Annotated in this window: 22 protein-coding genes; 11 read left to right on the forward strand and 11 right to left on the reverse strand. The window is 71.7% G+C overall.

The window, feature by feature from the left end; translation table 11 throughout:
• Positions 1–189: 189 nt before the first annotated feature.
• Entirely contained in the window at positions 190–576 is a 387-nt protein-coding gene (locus KBX26_RS01545) for a YciI family protein (protein ID WP_030330665.1), read from the forward strand.
• Positions 576–1,796, forward strand: a complete 1,221-nt coding sequence (locus KBX26_RS01550) for an RNA polymerase sigma factor (protein ID WP_210864506.1) — start codon at positions 576–578, stop codon at positions 1,794–1,796. The genes KBX26_RS01545 and KBX26_RS01550 overlap by 1 nt, the downstream gene beginning before the upstream one ends.
• A gap of 29 nt (positions 1,797–1,825) precedes the next feature.
• On the opposite strand, the gene KBX26_RS01555 is transcribed toward KBX26_RS01550, so the two are convergent.
• Positions 1,826–2,395, reverse strand: a complete 570-nt coding sequence (locus tag KBX26_RS01555) for a TetR/AcrR family transcriptional regulator (protein ID WP_030330668.1) — start codon at positions 2,393–2,395, stop codon at positions 1,826–1,828.
• An 85-nt stretch (positions 2,396–2,480) separates the two neighbouring features.
• Here KBX26_RS01555 and KBX26_RS01560 point away from each other — a divergent pair, with 85 nt between their 5' ends.
• Together KBX26_RS01560 and KBX26_RS01565 are read left to right on the forward strand one after the other, a co-directional pair.
• A complete protein-coding gene (locus KBX26_RS01560; protein WP_210857568.1) occupies positions 2,481–3,428 on the forward strand; it encodes a ketopantoate reductase family protein in 948 nt (315 codons plus the stop codon).
• A 108-nt stretch (positions 3,429–3,536) separates the two neighbouring features.
• On the forward strand, positions 3,537–4,082 hold the full coding sequence (locus KBX26_RS01565; protein WP_210857567.1) for a hypothetical protein: 546 nt from the start codon (positions 3,537–3,539) through the stop codon (positions 4,080–4,082).
• 75 nt (positions 4,083–4,157) lie between these two features.
• Here KBX26_RS01565 and KBX26_RS01570 read toward each other — a convergent pair whose 3' ends face one another.
• Entirely contained in the window at positions 4,158–4,724 is a 567-nt protein-coding gene (locus KBX26_RS01570) for a hypothetical protein (protein WP_210857566.1), read from the reverse strand.
• 69 nt (positions 4,725–4,793) lie between these two features.
• Between KBX26_RS01570 and KBX26_RS01575 the strand changes: the two genes are divergently transcribed.
• Positions 4,794–5,147, forward strand: a complete 354-nt coding sequence (locus KBX26_RS01575; protein ID WP_030330676.1) for a VOC family protein — start codon at positions 4,794–4,796, stop codon at positions 5,145–5,147.
• 210 nt (positions 5,148–5,357) lie between these two features.
• Here KBX26_RS01575 and KBX26_RS01580 read toward each other — a convergent pair whose 3' ends face one another.
• Complete coding sequence (locus tag KBX26_RS01580) at positions 5,358–5,852, reverse strand: glutaredoxin domain-containing protein (RefSeq protein WP_307857726.1); 495 nt, start codon at positions 5,850–5,852, stop codon at positions 5,358–5,360.
• A gap of 197 nt (positions 5,853–6,049) precedes the next feature.
• Here KBX26_RS01580 and KBX26_RS01585 point away from each other — a divergent pair, with 197 nt between their 5' ends.
• The 3 genes from KBX26_RS01585 to KBX26_RS01595 all read left to right on the forward strand — a co-directional run bounded on the left by KBX26_RS01585 (position 6,050) and on the right by KBX26_RS01595 (position 9,931).
• A complete protein-coding gene (locus KBX26_RS01585) occupies positions 6,050–7,564 on the forward strand; it encodes a family 43 glycosylhydrolase (RefSeq protein WP_210857565.1) in 1,515 nt (504 codons plus the stop codon).
• A gap of 60 nt (positions 7,565–7,624) precedes the next feature.
• On the forward strand, positions 7,625–9,280 hold the full coding sequence (locus tag KBX26_RS01590) for an RICIN domain-containing protein (protein ID WP_374224181.1): 1,656 nt from the start codon (positions 7,625–7,627) through the stop codon (positions 9,278–9,280).
• Positions 9,281–9,406: 126 nt separating this feature from the next.
• Positions 9,407–9,931, forward strand: coding sequence for a hypothetical protein (locus KBX26_RS01595; RefSeq protein ID WP_210864507.1), 525 nt, complete (start codon positions 9,407–9,409; stop codon positions 9,929–9,931).
• A 22-nt stretch (positions 9,932–9,953) separates the two neighbouring features.
• Here KBX26_RS01595 and KBX26_RS01600 read toward each other — a convergent pair whose 3' ends face one another.
• Positions 9,954–11,222 carry a prolyl oligopeptidase family serine peptidase gene (locus KBX26_RS01600; RefSeq protein ID WP_210864508.1) on the reverse strand — a complete coding sequence of 423 codons (1,269 nt, stop codon included), beginning with the start codon at positions 11,220–11,222 and terminating at the stop codon, positions 9,954–9,956.
• 216 nt (positions 11,223–11,438) lie between these two features.
• On the opposite strand from KBX26_RS01600, the gene KBX26_RS01605 reads away from it, so the two are divergent.
• The 3 genes from KBX26_RS01605 (at position 11,439) to KBX26_RS01615 (ending at position 13,980) form a co-directional block, all read left to right on the forward strand.
• Positions 11,439–12,578, forward strand: a complete 1,140-nt coding sequence (locus KBX26_RS01605; protein WP_210857562.1) for a sensor histidine kinase — start codon at positions 11,439–11,441, stop codon at positions 12,576–12,578.
• Complete coding sequence (locus tag KBX26_RS01610) at positions 12,575–13,237, forward strand: response regulator transcription factor (RefSeq protein WP_030330683.1); 663 nt, start codon at positions 12,575–12,577, stop codon at positions 13,235–13,237. The genes KBX26_RS01605 and KBX26_RS01610 overlap by 4 nt, the downstream gene beginning before the upstream one ends.
• A gap of 98 nt (positions 13,238–13,335) precedes the next feature.
• Positions 13,336–13,980 (forward strand): DUF2306 domain-containing protein, encoded by a 645-nt coding sequence (locus KBX26_RS01615; RefSeq protein ID WP_210857561.1) that lies wholly within the window; start codon positions 13,336–13,338, stop codon positions 13,978–13,980.
• Here KBX26_RS01615 and KBX26_RS01620 read toward each other — a convergent pair.
• From KBX26_RS01620 to KBX26_RS01650, 7 genes are read right to left on the reverse strand one after another with little or no spacing between them, the layout of a single operon-like run.
• Entirely contained in the window at positions 13,967–14,788 is an 822-nt protein-coding gene (locus KBX26_RS01620) for an IclR family transcriptional regulator (RefSeq protein ID WP_307857727.1), read from the reverse strand. The two genes, KBX26_RS01615 and KBX26_RS01620, sit on opposite strands and share 14 nt — an antisense overlap.
• Positions 14,785–15,165 (reverse strand): 4-carboxymuconolactone decarboxylase, encoded by a 381-nt coding sequence (gene pcaC / locus KBX26_RS01625; protein ID WP_210864509.1) that lies wholly within the window; start codon positions 15,163–15,165, stop codon positions 14,785–14,787. Before pcaC ends, KBX26_RS01620 begins: the two co-directional genes overlap by 4 nt.
• Positions 15,162–15,941 carry a 3-oxoadipate enol-lactonase gene (gene pcaD / locus KBX26_RS01630; RefSeq protein ID WP_247680073.1) on the reverse strand — a complete coding sequence of 260 codons (780 nt, stop codon included), beginning with the start codon at positions 15,939–15,941 and terminating at the stop codon, positions 15,162–15,164. Before pcaD ends, pcaC begins: the two co-directional genes overlap by 4 nt.
• Positions 15,938–17,278 carry a 3-carboxy-cis,cis-muconate cycloisomerase gene (pcaB, locus tag KBX26_RS01635; RefSeq protein ID WP_210864510.1) on the reverse strand — a complete coding sequence of 447 codons (1,341 nt, stop codon included), beginning with the start codon at positions 17,276–17,278 and terminating at the stop codon, positions 15,938–15,940. The genes pcaD and pcaB overlap by 4 nt, the downstream gene beginning before the upstream one ends.
• Positions 17,253–17,825 carry a protocatechuate 3,4-dioxygenase subunit alpha gene (pcaG, locus tag KBX26_RS01640; RefSeq protein ID WP_030330694.1) on the reverse strand — a complete coding sequence of 191 codons (573 nt, stop codon included), beginning with the start codon at positions 17,823–17,825 and terminating at the stop codon, positions 17,253–17,255. Before pcaG ends, pcaB begins: the two co-directional genes overlap by 26 nt.
• Positions 17,818–18,567, reverse strand: coding sequence for a protocatechuate 3,4-dioxygenase subunit beta (pcaH, locus tag KBX26_RS01645; protein WP_210857437.1), 750 nt, complete (start codon positions 18,565–18,567; stop codon positions 17,818–17,820). The genes pcaG and pcaH overlap by 8 nt, the downstream gene beginning before the upstream one ends.
• Positions 18,564–19,334, reverse strand: coding sequence for a CoA-transferase subunit beta (locus KBX26_RS01650; protein ID WP_210864511.1), 771 nt, complete (start codon positions 19,332–19,334; stop codon positions 18,564–18,566). The genes pcaH and KBX26_RS01650 overlap by 4 nt, the downstream gene beginning before the upstream one ends.
• Between the last annotated feature and the right edge of the window lie 8 nt (positions 19,335–19,342).

Here is a 19,342-nt window from a genome sequence, read left to right on the forward strand (position 1 = left end):
CGATTCAATCAAGCGGTGTGGGGCCAGGTGACCACCGGCGGGCATCCGGTTCGGTGGGCCGCCACCCGTGGTTCGGGGAATCGGAGGTGTCGCGGCGAGAGAATCTCCTGGCGATGTCGATTCGCGGGCCGCTCGTTCGACGAGTGCGTGCGAGGGTCGGGAGGCGGCCCGTCGGATGAGGAGAAGACGATGTCGAGGTACATGTTGATCATGCGGGGCACCGACGAGACGAACGCGGCCATGATGGCCTCGATCGATGAGGCGATGGCGGCGACCGGCCGGTTCATCGAGGAGATGATGAAGGCGGACGTGCTCGTCGCGGCCGAGGGTCTCGACGATCCGCGCCAGGGCGTCGTTGTCGACTTCGGTGGCGAGACGCCGGTGGTCACCGACGGCCCGTACGGCGAGACCCGGGAGTTGTTCGGCGGCTACTTCCTGCTCGACGTCGCCACGAAGCAGGAGGCGGTCGAGTGGGCCAAACGGGTCCCGGCGGTCCGCGGCTCCAAGATCGAGGTCCGTCGGGTGGCCGAGGCCGACGAGGTTCCGCTGGGCGGCGAGAGCGACGGCCAGGTCTGATGGGTACGGCCGACATCGAGGCCGTCTGGCGGATCGAGTCGGCGCGGATCGTCGCCGCGCTGACCCGGTTCACCGGTGACTTCGGGCTGGCCGAGGATGCCGCCCAGGAGGCGGTTGCCGAGGCACTGGTGGCCTGGCCGCGTGGATCTCCGGCCAATCCGGCCGGGTGGTTGATGGCCACGGCCCGGCGGCGGGCGATCGACGCGATCCGCCGCCGGGCCGCCCTCCAGGACCGGTATGCCCTGTTGGCGGCCGACCTCGTGATCGACCAGGAGATCGATCCGGACCGGATCGACGACGACGTGCTGGCGCTGATGTTCGTCAGCTGCCACCCGGTGCTCCCCCGCGAGGCGCGGGTGGCGCTGACCCTGCGGGTGGTGGGCGGCCTGTCCAGCGAGGAGATCGCCCGCGCGTTCCTGGTGCCCGTGCCGACCGTGCAGGCCCGCGTCACCCGAGCCAAGAAGGCGATCGCGGCGGCCGGGGTGCCGTTCGAACTGCCGCCGCCCGGCGCGCGCCGGGAGCGGCTGGGCGGCGTGCTCAGCGTCCTCTACGTGATCTTCACCGAGGGGTCGACGGCCACCTCGGGTGAGCGGCTGTTGCGCCCCGACGTCGCCGAGGAGGCGATCCGGCTGGTCCGCACCCTGGCCGCGCTCCAGCCGGACGAGCCGGAGGTGCACGGCCTGCTCGCGTTGTGCGAGCTGACAGCGGCCCGCTTCCCGGCCCGGACCGACCCGCAGGGCGCGCCGGTGCTCCTCGCCGACCAGGACCGCCGACTGTGGGACCTGTCGGCGATTCGTCGTGGGCTGGCCGCGCTGGCCACGGCATCGGAGCGCGGCCTCGGCCAGTACGGCCTGCAGGCCGCGATCGCGGCCACCCACGCGTCGGCGCCCTCGGTCGAGCAGACCAACTGGGCACGGATCGTCCGGCTCTACGAGGCGCTCGGCCGGGTCGCGCCCTCGCCGGTGGTCGAGCTCAACCGGGCCGTCGCGGTGGCCATGGCCTCGGGTCCGGCACCAGCCCTGGCCGTCGTGGACGAGCTGATCGCTTCGAACCGGCTCCCCGGCTCGCACCTCGTCCCGACCGTACGCGGTGAGCTGCTGACCCGCCTCGGCCGGCGGTCGGAGGCCCGCGCCGAGTTGGCGCTGGCCGCCCGGCTCTGCGCCAATCAGCGCGAGCGCTCGGTGCTGCTCGGCAAGGCGGCCGCGCTGGGCGGTGACTGAGATGGCCGGTCGGCGCGGGGACCCGTTGCTCAGGGTTCTCCGCGGCGCAGGCCGTCGAGGACGAGGGCGACGACACCGTCCGCGTCGGTGCGGAAGCTCGGGTGGTCGTAGGCCGCACAGATGCCGTGCAGGGTCATCATGACGGCGCCGGCGCCCACGTCGTCGCGGATGGCGCCGGTCTTGGCGGCGGCGGCCAGGAGATCGGCGACGACCTGGCCCAGAGCTTGGGTGCCCTCCGCCAGCGCGCCGGACTGGGTGGCCATCAGCGTCGCGAGGGTGCGGGCGAGGCCCTCGTGGTGGTGCAGGTGGTCCACGAAGCCGCGCAGGAAGGATTCCAGCGCCTGGTCGGCGGGGAGGGTGGCCTGCATCTCGTGGGCGCGCTCACACATGGCGGTGAGTTCTTCACGGTAGACCGCCTCGGCCAGCGCTTCACGGGTCGGGAAGTGCCGGTAGAGCGTGCCGGTGCCCACCCCGGCAAGTTTGGCGAAGTCGTCGAAGCGCAGGTCGAAGCGGCCGTCGGCGAAGAGCTCGCGAGCCTTGGCGATCAGGGCGTCGCGGTTGCGGCGGGCGTCGGCGCGCAGTGGCTTGGCATCGGTCACAGGGGCCCCAGGGTTGACAAGTGGAGACTGTCTCCATATTTTTGAAAGCGGAGATGACCTCCAATTATAGGGTACGAGGTGCCACGTGAAGATTCTGATGTTCGGTCGCGGCGTGATCGGCGCGGTGTACGGGTGGGCGCTGGAGCAGGCCGGGCACCACGTCGAGTTCTACGTCCGGCCAGGGCGGGCAGCGGCGTACGGCGATGCGATCGATCTTGATCTGCTGGACGCGCGCCGACGGCCGTGGGGGAAGCGGGTCGCCGAGAGGTGGCCGGTGCGCTATCGCGAGTCCCTGGAGCCGGACCACGACTTCGACCTGATCGTGCTGAGCGTGCAGCACTACAGCTTCGCGGAGGCCGCCGCCTTCCTGGGACCGCGCGTGGGCCGAGCCACAGTGCTCGTCTTCAACAACCTGTGGGTCGAGCCGCCGGCCGCGACAGCGCACCTTCCCGCCGACCAGGTGGCCTGGGGCTTCCCCGGGGCCGGCGGCGGTTTCGGCGACGACGGTGTGCTTCGTGGAAGTCTCCTGCCCGTGGTCACCTTCGGCACCCTCGGCGGGGCACCGACCGAACGCGAGCGGGCCGTGCGCCAGGTGTTTCGCGAGGCGGGGTTCAGGCTCCGGGAGAACCGGGACTTCCGTGGCTGGCTGTCGATCCACTTCGTGCAGAACGCCGGCCTGCACACGCAGAGCCTGAAACTGGGCTCGTTGTCCAAGCTCACGACCAGCACCATGCGCGAGGCGATCCTCGCCATCCGCGAACTCCTCCCGCTCGTCGAGGCCCGTGGCGTCGACCTGCGGCGGCACCGGGCCGACCTGTTGCCCTTCACGGCACCGGTCTGGCTGGCAGCGCCGGCGCTCGCCTGGCTGTTCGGGCACTTCCCGCCGATGCGCGTGGTGATGGAGGCGCACGCCAACCCCGAGGAACTGCGCGCGGTCTGCCGCGACACCCTGGCGGAGGCGCGCAGGCTGAATGTCGAGGTGCCCCGGCTGGAGGCGGCCGAGTCCTTCTTCGCCCAGCAGAGAACGACCTAGGCGGTCCCGGGCGAACGGGTCCCCACCCCGACGACCTGCCCCCAGCAGGGGAAGCACTTCCACTGCGTCGGGGAGGAGAGCGAACCCACAGCCGGCGATCGTTGGTCCATGACTGCCGCTGACGAACAGACCCGAACCGGACCACCGGCGCCGGCGTACCCGAGCACCGCCGCGCCGCCCTGGGCGGTCTGGGCCGCCTACGCCGTTCCGCTCTGCGTCCTGCCGTCCGCGCTCTGGCGACTGTCGCTGGTGTTCACCGACGATGCCGTCTCGCACTGGTACATGCTGTTGCTGTCCGCGGTGTCGATGGGGTTGGCGCTGTCGACACTCGGGCTGGTGCACGGGTGGGGCCAGCGGGTTCCGCCGTGGATACCCCGCTTCGGCGGCCGTCGCATCCCGGCGCGTCCGGTCGTGGGCGTGGCGTTGGCCGGAGGCTGGTTGCTCGTCGCCGTCTGCGCGTACTTCCTGCTGAATCAGCGGTTCCACGTCGTGCAGAGCGGCTGGGTGGGAATCGGGGACGACGAACCGGCACATCCGGCCCCCGGCTGGGAGGTGTTGCGTTTCTACGCCCCACTTCTGGCGTGGGGTCCGCTGGTCATAGCCGTGGCCGCCGACTACCGCCGACGCGTCGCCCGGGTGCGACCAGCGGAATAGTCGGGGCCCGGCCGTACCCGGGCGGCCCAGCACACAGCCAACCCGCACGGCGACCGCGCCGGATTCGGTGCCCGGTCAGTTGGTCGCCGGGTGATAGTCCATGCCGTTGGTCCCGGGTACCAGGCGAGCGGTGTAGCTCGCACCGGCGGTGGTGTCGGTGTCGTCGTCAGCCTCGAAGCCGATGATGGCGCGGGTGAACGGCACGTCGGCGTGGACGGTGACAGCGATGTCGGCCAGCCAACGGTCGAGTGGGGCGCGCCAGGTCAGCGACTCGACGCCGCTGCGCTGGTCGAACGGGTACCCGCCGATCCTCCCGTCCGCCCGGGCCAGCGCGCCGAGCGGCAGGTAGAGCACCAGGTTGTCGACGCTGTCGTACCTGGTCGTGTAGCTGCCGCACACCACCCGCGCGCCGGACGGGAGCGTGAGCGTCCCGCGCAGGTGCCCGCCTGTCGTGAACGCTTGCGCGCCGGGGGTCACCTCGACCAGGTCAACCCCGACGCGGCACCCACGGACGTCAGCGGCCCGCCAGAGAGCACCCGCGGCCCGGTCGAGTCGGGCATCATCGGCTGGCCCGAGGACCAGGATCAGCTCGTAGAACCCGCCGGCCCAGTTCTCGGAATCGATCATGTCATCGGCTGCCATCGCGTCAGGATGCACCGTGGCGCGTGCGGTGTCAGGCGGATAATCATCGGACCCGAGCTGGAGGTCCCCATGCGCGTCGTCCGCATCCTGCCCAACCTTCCGGTGGCTGACATCAGCGACGCGAAGGGCTTCTACACCGACTTCCTCGGTCTGAGCACCGAGGCGTTCAACCTGGGTTGGGTGGCCCGCTACACCTCGCCCGACCCCGACGTGGCCGTGCAGCTCGTCTCCGGTGACGCGTCCGCACCCGAGGACTCGGTCATCAGCGTCCAGGTGGACGATGTGGACGCCGCCCATGCCGAGGCACAGCGGCTCGGCTACGAGATCGTGCACCCGCTGACCACGGAGCCGTGGGGGGTGCGCCGGTTCTTCGTCCGTGCCCCCGACGGCAACGTCATCAACGTGGCAGCGCACCGCTCCTGAGGTGACGCCGATTGTGGAACACCTGCCCCGACTCACGGAAGCCAGGTCCGAGCGGAGTGGGCTGGCGCGACGCAAGGGCCGCATCGCCCCCGGGGTTCGACGCCGATGTGTTGATCGTCGACGGCGACCCGACGAGCGACATCAGGGCGCTGCGTCGCCCGCTGGCCGTGTACCGTGCCGGCCAACCAGTGGGATGAGGGTGACGCCGGGTCAGGACGAGCGGAGCTGCTGGCGGAACCAGGCCCGGTCGGGGTTGACCACAGCCCGTTCGCCGAGCACGACGGTGGGCACCGTCTCGTTGCCGCCGGCCACCGCCCGGACGGCGGCGGCAGCGGCCGGGTCGTGCCAGATGTCCACCCAGTGGGCCCGCCGGGCGAGCCGGCCGAGTGAGAACCGCAGCTGAAGGCAGTAGCGACAGCCGGGACGCCAGTACACGATCGGCCGGCCGTCCACCGCGCTGGCCCGCCGCGCTTCGGCGGCGCTCACCGAGCGGGGGAAGGCCCACGGCGACAGCAGCAGTGCCAACACCAGGAAGACCACCAGCTCGACCGCGCCGACGGCGGGCAGCCCGGCGGTCAGTTGGCTCGCCGCCACCAACACGCCGCAGGCCGCCATCAGGATCGCCAGAACCCACCGTCGCAGCACGCCGAGGACACTACCCGCAGGTACGAGGGTGGCCGCCGCCGCCAGGTCAGTGACTTCCACACCTTGACATGCATCGATGTTAACGCCAACATGAGTCCGCCACCTGCCCGCAACGCCACCGTCACACTCCCGCCTTTTCGGGCCTCTCCCCCGGCCCTTCCCGACATCGCCGGGTGACGTCGACCGCATCGGCACGCCGCACGGCGGGTGTCGTCCCGCGCCGGTCAATGGCCGTTTCCCACGCTCGCGGAGGACAGATGCCGCTGCCACTCGCTCCCACCGACCCCACCACCCGCCGAGCCGTCCGCCACGGGCCCGCCGGCCGCGGCGGCCATCGACGACTGCGGTCGGCGCTGGCCGCGGTGTTGGTGGTGCTGGCCGTGTCGGCCGGCCTGCCCGTGGCCGGGCCGGCTCAGGCCGCACCGGCCGTCAGCTACACCAACCCGTTGGCGAACCAGCGGGCCGACCCGCACATCTTCCGGCACACCGACGGCTACTACTACCTGACCGCGACGGTGCCGCAGTACGACCGGATCGTGCTGCGCCGGGCGACCACCCTGCAGGGGCTGGCGACGGCGGCGGAGACCACGATCTGGAGCCGCCACACCAGCGGAGAGATGGGTGCCCACATCTGGGCACCGGAGATCCACTTCATCAACAACCGGTGGTACGTCTACTTCGCCGCCGGGCGGACCGATGACGTGTGGCGGATCCGGATGTACGTGCTGGAGAACGCCAACGCCAATCCGCTCACCGGTTCCTGGACCGAACGCGGCCGGATCAGCACCCCCTGGGACACCTTCAGTCTGGACGCCTCCACCTTCGTCGCCAATGGGGTGCGCTACCTGACCTGGGCCCAGCAGGAGCCGGGGATCTCCAACAACTCCAACGTCTACCTCGCCCGGATGGGTGCCAACCCGTGGCAGATCACCGGCACGGTGACTCGCCTCGTCGTGCCGACGTACGACTGGGAGACCCGGGGCTACCGGGTCGCCGAGGGACCGGCGGTGATCCAACGCAACGGCCGCATCTTCCTGACCTACTCGGCCAGCGCCACGGACGCCAACTACTGCCTCGGGATGCTGAGCGCCTCCGTCACCGCGAACCTGCTCGACGCCGCCTCGTGGAGCAAGAGCCCCAGCCCGGTGTTCGCGAGCAACGCGGCCACCAGCCAGTACGGCCCCGGCCACAACTCGTTCACCGTCTCCGAGGACGGGCAGAGCGACATCCTCGTCTACCACGACCGGAGCTACCGCGACATCTCCGGTGATCCGCTCAACGACCCGAACCGGCGCACCCGGCTGCAGAAGGTGTACTGGAACGCCGACGGCACCCCGAACTTCGGCATCCCGGTGCCCGACGGTGCCACCCCGGTCCGGTTGCGGTCACACGACCAGACCAGCAGCTACATCCGGCACTACGACTACCGGGCCCGGATCGAGCCGAACGTGACCAACCTGGCCGACTCCCAGTTCCGCATCGTCAGCGGCCTCGCCGGCGGCGGATCGGTGTCGCTGGAGTCGACCAACTTCCCCGGGTACTACCTGCGTCACCGGGGCTTCGCCCTGTACGTCGAGAAGAGCGACGGCTCAGCCCTGTTCGCTGGCGATGCGAGCTTCCGCCGCCAGGCCGGCCTCGCCGACAGCGCCGGGATCTCCCTGGAGTCGCAGAACTTCCCGGGCCGTCATGTGCGCCATCGCGGCGGACTGCTCTACGTGGAGGCGGTCAGTTCGAGCGCCGACCGCGCATCGGCGACCTTCCACCTGGAGTAGCGCCCGCCGGCCTCGGCACCCGTCCCGTCTCACCCCGAGCCCATCCAGCCAGGAGGAGCGATGCCCTTCCCCCTCACGAGAAAACGGTCCGGCGGCGGGTCGGTCCGTCGCCGATGGCGTACCAGCCTGGTGTTCTCCATGATCACCACGCTGGTCGGCGCGGCCGGCGCGGTTCTGGTCGGCGCACCGCCGGCAGCGGCGGCGATCGACACCAACGCCTACTACGTCCTGGTCAACCGGCACAGCGGCAAGGTCCTCGACGTCCGGGACACCTCGACGGCGGACGGCGCGGTGATCCAGCAGTGGTCCCGCAACGACGGGGCGTGGCAACAGTTCCAGTTCGTCTCCTCCGGCGGCGGCTACTACCGCCTCAAGGCCCGGCACAGCGGGAAGGTCGTCGACCTGTGGGAGTGGAACACCGCCGACGGCGCCGAGTACCGGCAGTGGTCCGATCTCAACGGCACCAACCAGCAGTTCCAGGTCCTCGACTCCGACAGCGGCCACGTCCGCCTGGCCAACCGCCACTCCGCCAAGGTGCTGGAGGTCTGGGAGCGGTCCACCGCCGACGGCGGCCGGATCAGTCAGTACACCGACCTCAACGGCACGAACCAGCAGTGGCAGCTGGTCGCGGTGGGCGGTGTCAGCACACCACCCACCACCGGCTGCGGCAGCGGGTCGACAAACGCCGAGGCGGTGCTGAGCGGGAGCACCTGGACGGCCCGCAACGGCTCGTCGACTGTCTACTCGGGTTCGGACATGTTGTCGGCGATGCAGGCGGCGGTCAACTCGCTCTCGGCGGGTCGTACGTCGAAGCAGCGGGTGGTGGTTCGCGGCTCCGGTTCGATGAGCGCCGGCTCCCGGTTGTCGCTGCCGTCGTACACCACTCTGGCCGTGTGCGGCACGATCAACGTGACCGGGTCGGGCTCGGGCGACCAGGCGCCGGTCTACTCGCGCGGCACCACTGACGTCGAGGTGCAGAACCTCACGCTGACCGGCTCACCGTTGTACGGGATCTTCATGCGCAACGTGAACAACCTGACCCTCGGGCAGATCGACATGCGGCTCTCGGCCGGCCTGGGCGTACGCATCGACAACCACGGCGGAGATCGAGCGGTCAAGGTGCGCAACATCCGCATCGACAACGTGTACGTGTCGGGCACCGGGACGCACGGGGTGGAGACGTACGGCGTGGACGGTCTGACGATCGGCACGGTCACGGCGCGCAACACCCGGGACTCCGGGCTGCTGCTCAACGACACGATCAACGCCACGGTGGGCACTGTCGACGCGCAGGGCGCCGGGACCGGCACCGGGTACGCGGCGTTCCGGATGGCCAACCGCAACGGCCGGGTGGGCAGCTCGTACCCGACCAACATCCGGGTCGGCACCGTGATCGCGTCCGGGGGCGGTCGGGGCATCTTCTGTGTCTCCGAGTCCGGTGGCGCGGTCATCGACCGGGTGACGATCTCGAACACCGGGAACAACTCGATCCTGGTGGAGAACTGCTACAACGTCGTCATCGCCGGAGTGTCCGGGACGGTGACGGGCGGTGGCGAGGTGCGGATCGCCTCGCGATCGGAGTTCCCGATCTCCTCCGGCATCCGCTTCCAGAACCTGACGGTCACCAACACCAACATCACCCAGAACCCCTGCGGTGGGGCGAACAACACGATCAGCAACGTCACACGGATCAACTCGACGTTGACCTGGTGCTGACCCGATGACGAGCGGCCGCCCGACCCCGGGCGGCCGCTCACCCCGTCACGGAAATCGTGGCTGGCGCGCCGCCCCGGACTGGTCGCGGGGTTTCGCCGGCCGGCGCTCGCGGGTAGCGGGTGGCCCATGAACCGCAATCTCGTCAAGGCGCTGCAGGTGGCGTGGGAGATGCCGGAGTTCCGCACCGGCGTGCGACACGTCGTCGACCTCGACGAGGTCGCGGGACTGCTGGCCACCCTCACCGTTCCGGACCACGACCACGAGGTGGAACGCAGCCTGCTCCGGCTGCTGCGGTCGGCCCTGGACACTGTGCAGATCCGGGAAGCGGTGTTGTTGCTGCTGGAGCGGGACGAGGTACGCCGGCCCCTCGTCGCGGCGGCGGTGGAGCCGCTCGCGGACCGGCCGGGTCAGGCCGCGGCCATCGCGTCGGCGGCCGAGGATCCCACCGTACGGCGTGAGGTTCGGGCGGTGTTGGCGAGCGCCAAGGTGCGCGAGCTGATCTGGCAGGCGATCGAGAACCAGGTGAGCGACAACCGGATCGGCCTGATCCGCCGGGCGGCGGTGCTGGTGGTGTGGCACCCCCGCGTGCGGCGTCTCGTCTGGGCGCTGCGTCGACACGGGGTGTTGCGCGAACTGCGCCGCAGGCGGTGATCCATCCGGGCCGGACGGTGGATCACCGACGACGACGGGCCATCCACTGCCAGATGTGGGTGCCGTTGAGGCTCGGGTCGTTGCGGGCCACGTAGATCCAGGACCAGTGCCCGGGGAACTGGTAGCCGTTCCACACGACGTGGTCGTACAGGGTGATCAGCGATCCCGGGATGAGGTCGTGCGCGTGGATCGTGTTGGTCTCGGGCGGCACGGTGTCGTCGTCGCGTGAGGTGACCAGCCAGGTCGGCGTGCGGATCCCGGCCAGCTCCGCGTCGGTGAGCAATGGGGGGCCCTCCCCGTCGAGCGGCTCGACGACACCGCAGATCGGCACCGACGCGGCGAACAGGTCCGGATAGGTCGAGGTCATCTCCAGCGACATGTAGCCGCCGTTGCTGCAACCGACCACGTAGATCCGGTCGGGGTCGACCCGCTTGCGGCGTACCAGGTCCTGGACGATCTCGCGGATCAGCGGGGCGAACCGGGGGCCGTCCTCCATCCAGTAGGAGGTGCTCTGCGGAGCGACGACGTACGCGCCGGAGAAGATCTGCTGTGCCTGCGGGGTGGCGAAGCCGAGCGCTCCACGGTTGGCACGCAGTGTGGTCTCGTTGTCGTAGTAGTCGTCGGGCAGCGAGGCACCCTCACCGCCGCCGTGCAGCCAGACGATCAGTGGCCGCCGACCGCGTCGGGGCGAGTGGTCGGGAGAATACAGTCGGTACTTCAGGCCGGAGCCCGAGACGTGGTAGCTGAAGGCGTCCACCTCGGGGTTCGACAGCCCCGCCTGCACGAAGCGGCCGATGGTGACCGGCGAGCCGTGGCGTCGGACGATCGGGGTGTTCTGGGTGATGGTGTAGACGAGGTCCAGTTGGACGTTGCGGCCCCTGCTCAGGATGTACCCGAGGGTGCCGCCGCCGGGTTGACCCTCGCCGTGGCTCAACTCCAGCACGATGTTGCCGCGCCGGTCGAGCCGGGCCGCGGTCACCGTCCGGTCCAGGTCGTACTCGCTGAAGATCAGGTCGCCGGGAGCGATCGGGATCGGGCTGGTGGCCTTGGCGTGCACGGTGAACGTGGCGGGGGTCAGCCCGGCCGGGTCGATCGGCCCGAGCCGGCTGGTGTCGAGGGTGACCGAGGTGACCTGCTCGCCGCCGTCGAGGGTTGTCGCGTCGAGGGTGAAGCTCACGCTGGTGCGATGGTGGCCGTCGGGGTGGGCGGCCGCGAGGCCGGGCAGGGCCAGGCCGATGGCGGCGCCGGCCCCACCGGCCAGCACGGTGCGACGAGTGACAGGCGTGGACATGCGGGCCCCCGTACCTAGCGATGTAGACATACGTCGATGGCGTCTCAACGTAACGCCGCGGAGATCCGCTGGCAACCGGTGCCAGCGCCGCCGTCCGGACCAGACTTCAGCTTCCGTGCGGGACGCCTCCTCACCCGGCGAGGCAGGCCACCCGGTAGCCACCGGTCGTACTTTGGGACGATCTGGAGTCGCACCACCGTTCGTACGATGGATCCCATGCACCCTCGCCTGCACGCGGTGTTGGCCGAGCCGCGTGTCTCACCCGCGCCGTCCCGGCTGTGGCGCGACTGGGCGGTGATCGCGGTCCTGACGCCGGCGATGCTGGTGGAAGGCGCTCTCCGACCCGATCTGCCGTGGCGGGTGGGCTGCGTCGTCGTCGCGCTCGCGCTGCTGCCCACCATCCTCTGGCGACGGACCAGGCCGCTCGCGATGGTGGTGATCGCGTTCGGCGGCACGACTGTCGCCCCGTTCGTGCTGCCCGGCGATCCCTGTCAGTTGTTCACGGCGAGCTTCCTGGTCCTGCTGGTCTACGCGCTGTTGCGGTGGGGCTCCGGTCGCGATGCCGTGATCGGGTCGTTCTTCGTGGTGGCGAAGGTGACCGCCGCCGGTGTGGTCGGCTCGATCGACGGCGGGGAACTCGTCGCCGGCTTCGCGGTGATGTTCGCCGCCGCCACGCTGGGTGTCGCGATCCGCTTCCGGGCCGCCGCCCGGCTGCGCGAGCTCGATCGGGTGAAGCTGTTGGAACGGGAACGACTCGCCCGCGACCTGCACGACACGGTGGCCCACCACGTGTCGGCGATGGCGATCCGCGCCCAGGCCGGCATCGCCGTGTCGGCGAGCCAGCCGCACGCAGCCGTCGAGGCGCTGCGCACCATCGAGGCCGAGGCGTCCCGTGCGCTCGCCGAGATGCGCGCGATGGTCCGCGTCCTGCGCCACGACCAGCCCGCCGACCGGGAGCCACACCCGCAGGTCGCCGACATCGGGCGGCTCGCCGGCCAGTTCCGCACCGGGCCGAACGTCGAGGTGGATCTGCGCGGCGACCTCAACGACCTCGCGCCCGGTGTCGGCTCCGCGCTCTACCGCCTGGCTCAGGAGTCGGTCACCAACGCCCGTCGCCATGCCCGGCACGCCACCCGCATCGAGGTCAGCGTCGCTGCCGACGACACGTCGGTGCGGCTGCGGGTCAGCGACGACGGCGAGGCCGGGGCCGCCGGGCCGACCGGCTCACCCGGTTTCGGCCTGACGGGCATGAAGGAACGCGCCGATCTGCTCGGCGGCACCTGCCAGGCCGGGCCCAATCCCGACCGTGGCTGGACGGTCACGGCGGTGCTCCCGCGCCAGGGGGTCGGCGCGTGACGGTTCGCGTGCTCGTGGCGGACGACCAGGAGATCGTTCGCACCGGCCTCACCATCATCCTGAACACTCAGCCCGGCATCGAGGTCGTCGGCGGCGCGGGCGACGGCCGGCAGGCGGTCGAGCTCGCCCGGCGGCTGCGCCCCGACGTGTGCCTCTTCGACATTCGCATGCCCGGCATGGACGGCATCGAGGCCACCCGGGCGCTCGCCGGCCCAACGGTCGCGCAGCCGCTCGCGGTGGTCGTCATCACGACCTTCGACCTCGACGAGTACGTGTACGCGGCGCTGCGGGCCGGCGCCCGCGGCTTCCTGCTCAAGGAGGCCGGTCCCGAGCTGCTCAGCCAGGCCGTGCACGCGGCGGCCAACGGGGACGCGCTGATCGCGCCGAGCGTCACCACCCGGCTGTTGAAGGCGTTCGCCGACGCGGACCCGGCCGCGCCGCGCCAGCAGCCCATCGACGCGCTCACCGACCGGGAGGAGCAGGTCCTGGTCGCCGTCGCGCGGGGACGCACCAACCAGGAGATCGCCGCGGAGCTGCACATCACGTTGAGCACCGTCAAGTCGCACGTGACCAGCCTGATGACCAAGCTGGGGGTGCGTAACCGGGTCGAGGTGGCGATGTGGGCGTACGAGACCAACCGCGGCCGGCGGCACTGGTGAGCGACATAGGTACGACGGCGGTGTCCGACCATGGGCCGACCGGATCGCGGCCCATGCGCCGATGAGCGGGGCCTGGTACGGCGTCCACCATCGGTGGCATGACGATGCGAGAGTGGCGGCTGCCGGCCGCGTTGATCCTGCTGGGCCTGATACCGATGCTCGCCGGAGCGGGACGGCTCACCGAGTTGGGCACCGGGCCGCAGGTCACCCCGGAGAATGCCCGCTTCGTCGCCGATCCGCTGCCGGTGGTGCTGCACATCGTCGGCGCGGTGGTCTACACGGTCCTCGGCGCGTTCCAGTTCGTACCCCGGCTGCGCCGCCACCGTTGGCACCGCCGTGCCGGTCGGGTGCTCGTGCCGTGCGGGCTGACTGTCGCGTTCAGCGGCATGTGGATGGCCGTCGGGTACGACCTGCCGGCCCACGACAACGACGTGCTCGCCGGCATGCGGCTCGTCTTCGGCTCGGTCATGGCCGGTGCGATCCTGCTCGGTCTCGCCGCCGTGCTGCGCCGGGACATCGACCGGCACCGCAGGTGGATGGTGCGCGGCTACGCGATCGGGTTGGGCGCCGGCACCCAGGCGTTCACCCACGCGCCGTACCTCATCGCGGTCGGCGAACAGCCCGACGGGAACCTCCGGGCCGGCCTGGTGGTCGCCGGCTGGCTGATCAACCTTGCGGTGGCCGAATGGTATCTGCGGCGCCCGGCCCGGGCGGTCACCGCGCCGGCCCTCACGCTGAGCTGAGCCCGTCGGCCGTCGGTGACCGGCTCAGACCGCCACGGATGTCCTCCTCGATCCGCTTCGCGGCGGCCAGCAGCGGCGGGAGCAGCTCCCGGCGGATCATCTCGAAGGACCCCCGGGTGGCGTGCGCGGAGACGTTCACCGCCGCGATCACCGAACCGTTCTCGCCGTGGATCGGCGCGGCCACCGAGCGCAGCCCCTCCTCCAACTCCTGGTCGACGATCGCGTACCCCTGGGCGGCGATCTTCGTGAGGACGGCGCGCAGCTTCGCCGGGTCGGTGACGGTACGCCGGGTCAGCGGGCGCAGCTGCGCCGTGGCGAGGTAGTCGTCGAGCCACTCCGCCGGTTGCGCGGCGAGCAGCACCCGGCCCATGGAGGTGGCGTACGCGGGGAACCGGGTGCCGACGCTGATCCCCACCGTCATGATCCGTTTGGTGGGCACGCGGGCGACGTAGACGACCTCGTCGCCGTCGAGCACCGACACCGAGCAGGACTCGTGCACCCGCGCCACCAGCGCCTCCATGTGCCGCTGGGCGACCTCGGGCAGGCTGAGGCTGGACAGGTACGCGTAGCCGAGTTCGAGGATCCGGGCCCGCAGCGAGAAGAGCCGCCCGTCGGTGTGCACGTAGCCCAGCTCGACCAGGGTGAGCAGGAACCGGCGCGCGGCGGCCCGGGTCAACCCGGTCCTCCTGGCCACCTCGCTGAGGGTGAGCTGCGGATGGTCGCCGTCGAACGCGCGGATCACCGCGAGGCCGCGCTCCAGCGACTGAACGAACTCCGGCGACCTGGTCGCCTCCTCGCTCACACTCACCCGGCCTCCTGCCGCAGGATCTCCCGGGCCACCGTGAACGCCCGGTTCGCCGCCGGTACACCAGCGTAGACGCCGACCTGGAGCAGGACCTCCGCCACCTCCTGCGGGCTCAGCCCGTTACGCAGCGCGGCCCGGACGTGCATCGCCAACTCGTCGTCGTGGTGCAGGGTGGCGAGCACGGCGAGGGTGATGCAACTACGGGTACGCCGGTCGAGGCCGGGCCGGCTCCACACCTCGCCCCACGCGTAGCGGGTGATGAAGTCCTGGAAGTCGGCGGTGAACTCGTCGGTGCCGGCGATCGCGCGGTCCACGTGCGCGTCGCCGAGCACCTGTCGACGTACCGTCATGCCCGCCTCGTGCCGCTCGCTGTCGTTCATTCCTCATCACGTCCCTCCTGGAAGTGTTCCGACAGGAGTCGGCACACCTGCTCGGGTTGCTCGACGTTGGCCAGGTGCGCCGCCGCGTCGAGCACGGCCAGCCGAGCCCGTGGGATGCGTCCGACGATCTCGCGGGCGTGCGGCACCGGGGTGGCCGGGTCGTCCGCGCCGGCGATGACCAGCGTCGGCGCGGCGACCCGGCCGAGGTCGGGTCGGAGGTCCATCGCGGCTATCGCCTCGCAGCAGGCGGCGTACCCGTCCGGGGGCGTCGCGGTCAGCATGGCGCGGTGGGCGGCGACCACCTCCGGCCGGGCGGCGGCGAAGGCCGGGGTGAACCAGCGGGCCACCACCGCGTCGGCGATCGTCGGCAACCCTTCGGCCCGCACCGTCGCCGCCCGGTCCCGCCACTGCTCGGGTGGGCCGAGCGACGCCGACGTGCAGAGCAGCGCCAGCCGGCGCACCCGCTCGGGCGCGTACGTGGCGAGCCACATGCCCACCATGCCGCCGAGGGACAGCCCCGCGTAGTGGACCCACGGCACGTCGAGGTCGTCCAGCGTCCGCAGCAACTCCCGGCCCAACAGGTCCAGCGTGTACGGCCCGGGCGGCACCGCCGAGCGCCCGTGGCCCAGGTGGTCGTACCGGATGACCCGGAACCGTTGGGCGAGCGCCGGCACCTGGGGGTCCCACATCGCGGCGGCGGTGCCGAGGGAACTGCCGAGCAGCAGCACCGGGGCGACGGCCGGACCGTCGACGGTGAGATGCAGCCGGGCGGTCATCCGTCCGCTCCCCGAACGGCGACAAGGGCCCTGTCGACGAACCGCCCGGCCGAGCCGAGCCAGCGGTGCGGGTCGAGCGCCTCGGCTATCTCGGTGTCGGACAGGTGAGCGCGGATCTCGGGGTCGGCGAGCAGCGCGGCGCGGAACGAGGGCGCGGCGGCGGCACGGGTCACCAGGTCGTGCGCGGCGCGGCGACCGACGGCGGGCGTCAGTCGCGCGGCGACCGCCTCGGCGAGCAGGACGCCCCCTGTCGCGTCGAGGTTCGCCCGCATCCGCCGCGCGTCGACCCGCAGCCCGACGAGCATCCGGGCGCACCGCGCGGCGGCGCCACCGGTCACGTGCAGCAGGTCGAGCAGTGGTTCCCACTCGGCGTGCCAGGCGCCGGCGGCCCGCTCGTGCTCCTGCACCGCCGCGGCGAACACTGTGGCGACGAGACCGGGACCGCGTCGTGTCGCGGCGGTGACGAGGACCGAGTCCACCGGGTTGCGCTTGTGCGGCATGGCCGAGGAGCCGCCCCGGCCGACGCCACCCTCGGCGACCTCGGCGATCTCGTTCTGGGCGAGCAGGCCGACGTCGAGCGCGACCTTGCCGGCGGCCACGAGGAGCCCACCGAGGGCGGTGGCCAGGTCGAGCCAGGGCTGCCGGCGCGTGTGCCAGGGCAGCGGGCTCGGCGGGAGGCCCAGGTGCGCCGCGAACCGCTCGGCGACGTCGGCGCCGGCCGGGCCGTACGCGGCCAGGGTGCCGACCGCGCCACCGAGCTGCGCGGGCTGCGCGACGCCGGCCTGCCGCAGCCGGTCCCGGGCCTCGGCCAGCCCGGTCAACCAGCCGGCGGCCTTGAGCCCGAACGTGGTGGGTGCCGCCTGCTGACCGAGGGTCCGGGCGACCATCACGGTGTCCCGGTGGGCGTCGGCCAGCTGGGCGGCGGCGTCCACCGCGGTGTCGAGGTGCCGCAGCAGCGGCCCGAGCGCCCGCACCGCCACCAGGGCCAGCGCGGTGTCCAGCACGTCCTGGCTGGTCGCTCCGAAGTGCACCCAGGCCCGGTGGTGCTCCGGCACGGCGGCGGTCAGCTCACCCACCAGCGGAACGACCGGGTTGCCGGTGGCGTCGGCCGCCCTGCCGAGAGCCCCCGGGTCGTACCGCTCGGCGCGGCACCGCGCGGCGATCGCCTCGGCGGCCGGTGCGGGCATGATGCCGGCGTCCGCCACGGCCCGGGCCAGCGCGGCCTCCGCGTCGAGCATCGCCTGGAGCACTGCCGGGTCGCTGAGTTCCGCGTCGACGTCCGAGGTGCCGGAGAGGCCGCCGAGCAGCCCGTCAGACGGCGAAGAAGACGGTCTCATGCGCGCCCTGCAGGTGGATGTCGAACCGGAACCCGTCCGCTGCGGGTGTCGCCAGCAGGGTGTCGCGGCGGTCGGCGTCGACGCCGCGCAGCACGGGGTCAACGGCGTTCGCCGCCGGCTCGTCGGGGAAGTAGAGCCGGGTGACGAGGCGGTGCAGCAGCCCACGCCCGAAGACGGACAGGGTGAGGTGAGGGGCTTCGGTGCCGCCCTCCGGATCGGGCAGCGCCCCCGGCTTGACTGTCAACAACCGGTACCACCCCTGCCCGTCGGTCTCGCTGCGCCCGAATCCGCGGAAGCCGGCGAGCACTGGCGGCCGGGCCCCCCGAGGGTCGTCCGGGTGGTCGAACCGGCCGTCCGGGTCGGCCTGCCAGCTCTCCACCATCGCGTCCACCACCGGCGTCCCGGTGCCGTCGACGATCCGGCCCCTGATCCAGAACGCGCCGGGCGTGCCCTCGGGCACGACGTACGGGCCGTCGGGCCAGCGCAGGCCGATGTGCAGGTACGGCCCGACGGTCTGCGCGGGCATGACACCCAACCGCTCACTCATCGTCGTCCTCGTCCTCGAAGGGGGTGCTCTCCCGGCCCCGCAGCACGATGTCGAACTCGTACGCCAGCGCCCACTCCGGTGTCGTGGTGGCGTGGTCGTACCGGGCGATCATCCGTTCCCGGGCCTTCGGGTCGCGGACCGAGTTGAAGATCGGGTCCTGGAAGAAGAGCGGGTCGCCCGGAAAGTACATCTGCGTCACCAGCCGTTGGGTGAACGCGCGGCCGAAGAGGGAGAAGTGGATGTGCGCCGGCCGCCAGGCGTTGTCGTGGTTACGCCAGGGGTACGCGCCGGGCTGCACGGTGATGAACCGGTACCGCCCCTGGTCGTCGGTGAGCGCCCGACCCACCCCGGTGAAGTGGGGGTCGAGCGGGGCCGGCCAGGTGTCGCGGGCGTCGCGGTACCGTCCGGCGGCGTTGGCCTGCCAGATCTCGACGAGCGTGCGGGGTACCGGTCGACCGTCACCGTCGCGGACCCGGCCGTGCACGATGATCCGCTGTCCCTGCGGTTCGCCGTCGTGCTGGCGGGTCAGGTCGTGGTCGAGCGGGCCGAGCCGCCCCTCCCCCAGCAACGGCCCGGTGATCTCGGTCAGCCGCTGCGGCAGGTGGATCAGTGGGTGTTTCGGCGCCCGCGCCACCGTCGACCTGTAGCCGGGACTGAGCAACGGCGGGTGGGCGTCGACGTCGTCGCGTCGGTACCGCGGCAGCACCAGGCCGCCGCCGGCCCGGGTGTCCTGAGTGGTCATTGTCGTCTCCTGTCGGACTTCGTCGCTTCCAGCGCCCGCAACACCGCGAGTTCGTGGGCCGTCGGTGGCGCAGTGGCGGCCGGTTCCTCGGCGACGGCGAGGTCCCAGCCGGTGGCCGCCCGTGCCTGCTCCCGCGTCACGCCGGGGTGCAGGTGGGTCAGCGTGAGTTCGCGGGTGACCGGGTCGGGTTCGAGCACGCCGAGGTCGGTGATCACCATGCGGGGACCGCCGCCGCGCAGGCCGAGCCGTTCCCGGTCGCCCGGGCCCGTCCCGTACCCGACCGAGGTGACGAAGTCGACCCGTTCGGTGAACGTCCGCAGGTCCTGCCGGACGATGACCACGACCTCGCCGCAGGAGGCGGCGATCTCCGGGGCGCCACCGGCTCCGGGCAGCCGGACCTTCGGGGTGTCGTAGTCACCGCCGACGACGGTGGTGTTGATGTTGCCGTACCGGTCGAGCTGGGCGGCGCCGAGGAAACCCACGTCGATCCGGCCGGGCTGGAGCCAGTAGTTGAACACCTCGGGCACCGACACCACCGCGTCAGCGGTGTCGGCGAGGACCCCGTCTCCGATGGAGAGCGGAAGCCGGTCCGGCTTCGCGCCGAGGCACCCGGATTCGTAGATGAGGACCAGGTTCGGGGCGTGCGTCGCCCGGGCGAGATTCGCCGCCGTGCTGGGCAACCCGATCCCGACGAAGCAGGCGGTGCCGTCGCGCAGTTGCCGCGCCGCGGCGACGGTCATCATCTCGTCCGCGGTCCAGTCCGCCATCGCGTTCC

The sequence above is a fragment of the Micromonospora sp. C97 genome (genome assembly GCF_018070385.1).
Classification (GTDB): domain Bacteria; phylum Actinomycetota; class Actinomycetes; order Mycobacteriales; family Micromonosporaceae; genus Micromonospora; species Micromonospora parva.